The organism is Paenibacillus sp. AR247, assembly GCF_002968895.1.
GTDB classification, from domain to species: Bacteria; Bacillota; Bacilli; order Paenibacillales; family Paenibacillaceae; genus Paenibacillus_AQ; species Paenibacillus_AQ favisporus.
The window spans coordinates 566,914-570,757 of sequence record NZ_PCZT01000012.1 but is presented as its reverse complement, the minus strand read 5'-3'; the positions used below and the strand labels follow the sequence as shown (position 1 = coordinate 570,757).

The window sequence follows — 3,844 nt, the reverse complement described above, 5'->3', positions numbered from 1 at the left end:
GGGTAACGGTCCTCCTGAATTATGCATTTTCCATTCCGCCGTCCCTGTCGACTCTGGTGCTGAACATCCCGCTCTTCCTTCTCGGCTGGAAAATCCTTGGCGGCAGACAGATGATTTATACGGGCGTCGGGATCGCATCGCTGACGTTTTTTCTGTGGTTCATCGAAAAGCTGATTGATACCGGGTGGATCACGCCGTTTCAAACGGAAAGAGACTACATATTGGCTTCCCTGTATGCAGGCGTCACTCTCGGAGCCGGACTGGGCGTCGTATTCCGCTTCGGCGGGACGACCGGCGGATCCGATATCATTGCACGCATTTGCAACAGGCGATTTGGCTGGAGCATGGGACGGGTCATCCTCGTGATCGATATTATCATTATCGGGGCTTCCCTGTTCTTCATCCCTAGAGAGCGGATCCTGTACACCTTCGTAGCCGTCTTCATCGCCTCCAGGGTGATTGACTTTATCCAGGAAGGTGCCTATGCAGCCAAAGCCTTTACGATTATTAGCGACCACGCCCAGGAAATCGCCGACCAAATCACGGTCGAGATGGAGCGGGGCGTTACGCTGATTCCGGCCATTGGCGCGTACTCTAAGCAGGCCAAGCATATGGCCTACTGCGTCGTCGGACGCCAGGAGATCCGCAGGCTCAACGATATTGTGAAATCGGTGGACCCGCGGGCATTCGTCATCATTAGTGATGTGCATGACGTTCACGGCGAAGGTTTTAAGGAAGAATAATCGGAAGCACAAAAAAAGCCCGCCGGCTCTTGAAGCTGGCGGGCTTTTCCAATGGACAGCAAATGCGGCCCAGTACCCATATGAACTACAACTCTTTGGGCTTCACGCTTTTAAAGCTGTCCCGCTCCCCTTTATATTTCCGGTAGCCGGTATAAGTCAGGATCAGGATGATAAACGAGCCGGCCCAGAAGGTCCACGGCCACAGTCCGTTGACCTCGTCAATGGGGGCAATGCCGGGTTATCGTCTTTTTTCTACCGAATAAGCCGTTAAACACTTCCTCGCCGGAAGTCACGACATTCTGAATTTCGGCTGCCGAGGACGATGAAGACTGAACCAAGCCGCCTGCATAAGATACCCAGGCATCCGCTGCTGTGATTTCCTCCGGCTTACGCTGAATGATCACGGCTGGGCGAATGATCTCATAATGGTTCAGCAGGCTCTCGTAAGCCGCTTTCATCCCCCGGGAGTCGGCAGCGGCCGCTCGGGCCTTCATTTCGCTCAGATCCTCACGAAGCACCTTGTAGTACTGCATCCACATCGGCTGCTTGGGATGACTTAAGCTGTCCGCGGCCAACCGGAATTTGGCCGAAGCGGTCTGCCATTGTTCCTGCTGGATTTGCGCCTGATTCGTCGCTTCCTTCATTTCCACCAAGCTCTCCGACAAAGCATGAAATCCTTCCACACTCGTCAAGCCTTGAAAGGAAGAATGCTCAAATATATCGCTGGCCTGCAGAATTTCCTGCCGGACGAGATTGATGTTACCTTCCAGTACATGCTGATATAGCGAGTCGGCCAGCATATCGAGCTGCTCCGCCTGCTTCACCGCCTCCGCATTCCCACCTGAGCCTCCTGCAGCCGACAGCGTATCGGCGTCCGCCGCCACCCAGGATAGACTGCAGCCGAGTCCAAGCAGCACCATGATGACCGCCAGGCTCCACCTGGCAGCCGTGCCTCTACGTAACATGGGACATCCCTCCTACCGTATATGTATGGCAGAAGGGATGTCCCTAGAACTGAACTTGAAGTCAGCGCCTTGCCTGTCTGATGACAAGCCAAGCCAGCAGCGCGCTGAACAGCGTCAAACCGAAAGTAAAATATTGTACGCTCGCGATATCGTCCATCAGCTGAACGGGCAGCCAAGGAAATACCCCGTATGTATAGTCCACCGTATCGTTCAGGAATGTCCAGGCCGCAGCCGGAATCAGCATCGTCTCGCCTAACTTGAACAGGCGGACGTACAGCAGCGCTTCAATGGCCATCGCCGAATGGGAGATGACCAACATCCAGTCCTGCCATACCAGCGGGGATCCCTGTGCATATCCGGCAAATATGATACTCACCGCCCAAATGCCGTATTTCACCGACGTGACGACGGCCAGCGCCTCAATCAGCAGCCGGAATCCGTAGCCGAACTTCGTCTTAGGCGGATACAGCAGCATATAGATTGCGATCGTAAAAAATAAGCTTGCCGTCGGACTGTCCGGAACGAAAATGACCTGCCAGAAGGGATTGTTCGCCACGGTATATTCCATTTGTTCCGCATACCAATAGTAACCGTATACTGTTCCGAGCAGGTTGCACCATAACAGGAGCCATAAAAATCCCCGGTTTCCGAGGAGCGAACGGCTCCAGAAATAAGCGATCGACACGCTTGTCCCTCCTTGTACTCCCACGATCCCTTTGCCGCTAAAGCTGGGCTATTGAGCTTCGTTCATCGTGTTTTTAGCATGTAAGCCGTACTTTCTGACCTCTTAAAAAAACCTGATCGTAAATACGATCAGGTTTTCATAAGTATGGCCGCTTATTGCTCTGCCTTTTGCTTCGAAAGCCATTCTGCCAAATGATCGATGTCTTTGTCGGTCAGGCCTGCAGCGATTGCTGAGTCGTACATGGCAGGCATCTTTCCTTCATAGCCCTCTTTGATGATTTTCAGAATGTCTTCTTTGTTATGTTTGTCGCCGACTCCACGGAGAGACGGACCCGCAGCACCTTTCATATCCGCTGCGTGGCAGGTAATGCAGCCTGCTTTTTTATAAGATTCCATTGCCGGATCTTCTTTATCGACGATCGCAATCTCTTTTTGCTGGTTCGCGCTGGTCGTTGGAAGCCCTTTTGCCTTGTTTTCGGCAGCTTTCTCTTCACGCTGGATGTTCTCCGGAATTTGACCGGTTGCAGCCATTTCTTCTTTGTAGTGATGCCATGCGCTGTTTGTTAAATAAACGCAGGCGATCAAAGACAGCAGCATCAACGAGGATGCGATCGGTCTACGATAGAAGCGGCGTTCTTTGCCTGTATCCAGAAACGGTGCCAATAGCAACGAACCAAATGCTACACCACTCACCCCGATGACGCCTAACACGACATAATCACCAGATGCATATGGCAGCTTCAGGTATTGATACAGGAACAAGAAGTACCAGTCAGGCATTGGAATAATAGACGCGCTCGGGTTCGCAGGAAACCAAAGTGGAGCAGGCTCCGCAATGGTGAGTACGAGAAATCCGACGAGTACAACAACACCGACCATCCATTCTTTCAAAAGAAAGTTAGGGATAAACGCTTCCGATTTACCTGGATATGACGTGTAGTCCGGCGGCGTAATGAACCCGTTGCCTTTGCGGACGCGCGAGTCGCCTACATACACCACTTTTTCTTTTGAATTGTTTCCGTGTGCCATCGATATTCCTCCCTTCTTATTATAGTGGACCGGAAATGCCCTGTCTGCGGATCATGATAAAATGTCCGACCAGAAGAATGAGCAACACGGCCGGGAGGAAAAAGACGTGAAGTGCGAAGAAACGCGTTAACGTCTCGGCGCCTACGATTGTACCGCCCTGCAGGAATTCCTTAATGATTGGTCCAAGCCATGGAACGGAATTCGCAATTTCCAACGTAACCTTTGTTGCAAAGTAGGCCTTGTTATCCCATGGAAGGAGATAGCCTGTCAGGCCCAAGCCCAACATGATAAAGAATATCAGCATACCCACAACCCAGTTCATTTCGCGAGGCGCCTTATAGGAACCTGTGAAGAACACGCGCATGGTATGTAGGAACATCATAACGATAACCAAGCTCGCCCCCAGTGATGCATACCGCGGAC

The 3,844-nt window shown here is 52.0% G+C and carries 5 protein-coding genes and 1 pseudogene; 1 reads left to right on the top strand and 5 read right to left on the bottom strand.

All coding sequences use genetic code 11. The annotated features are described in order from the left end of the window. Window positions 1–743, top strand: a 743-nt coding sequence (locus tag CPT76_RS24270) for a YitT family protein (RefSeq protein WP_105444698.1), incomplete at its 5' end; no start/stop codon positions are given. An 85-nt stretch (window positions 744–828) separates the two neighbouring features. Here the strand turns inward: CPT76_RS24270 and CPT76_RS42280 are convergent. From CPT76_RS42280 to qcrB, 5 genes and pseudogenes are all read right to left on the bottom strand, one after another. Then, window positions 829–948: a sporulation protein YpjB gene (locus CPT76_RS42280; protein ID WP_374954729.1), complete on the bottom strand. Its 120-nt coding sequence runs from the start codon at window positions 946–948 to the stop codon at window positions 829–831. A gap of 13 nt (window positions 949–961) precedes the next feature. Further along, entirely contained in the window at window positions 962–1,708 is a 747-nt protein-coding gene (locus CPT76_RS24265; protein ID WP_105444697.1) for a sporulation protein YpjB, read from the bottom strand. Between the two features lie 61 nt (window positions 1,709–1,769). Beyond that, window positions 1,770–2,393, bottom strand: a complete 624-nt coding sequence (locus tag CPT76_RS24260; RefSeq protein WP_105444696.1) for a DUF1405 domain-containing protein — start codon at window positions 2,391–2,393, stop codon at window positions 1,770–1,772. 152 nt (window positions 2,394–2,545) lie between these two features. Next, on the bottom strand, window positions 2,546–3,421 hold the full coding sequence (locus CPT76_RS24255; protein ID WP_105444695.1) for a menaquinol-cytochrome c reductase cytochrome b/c subunit: 876 nt from the start codon (window positions 3,419–3,421) through the stop codon (window positions 2,546–2,548). A gap of 19 nt (window positions 3,422–3,440) precedes the next feature. After that, window positions 3,441–3,844: pseudogene (qcrB, locus tag CPT76_RS24250) on the bottom strand (menaquinol-cytochrome c reductase cytochrome b subunit); the annotation flags it as partial.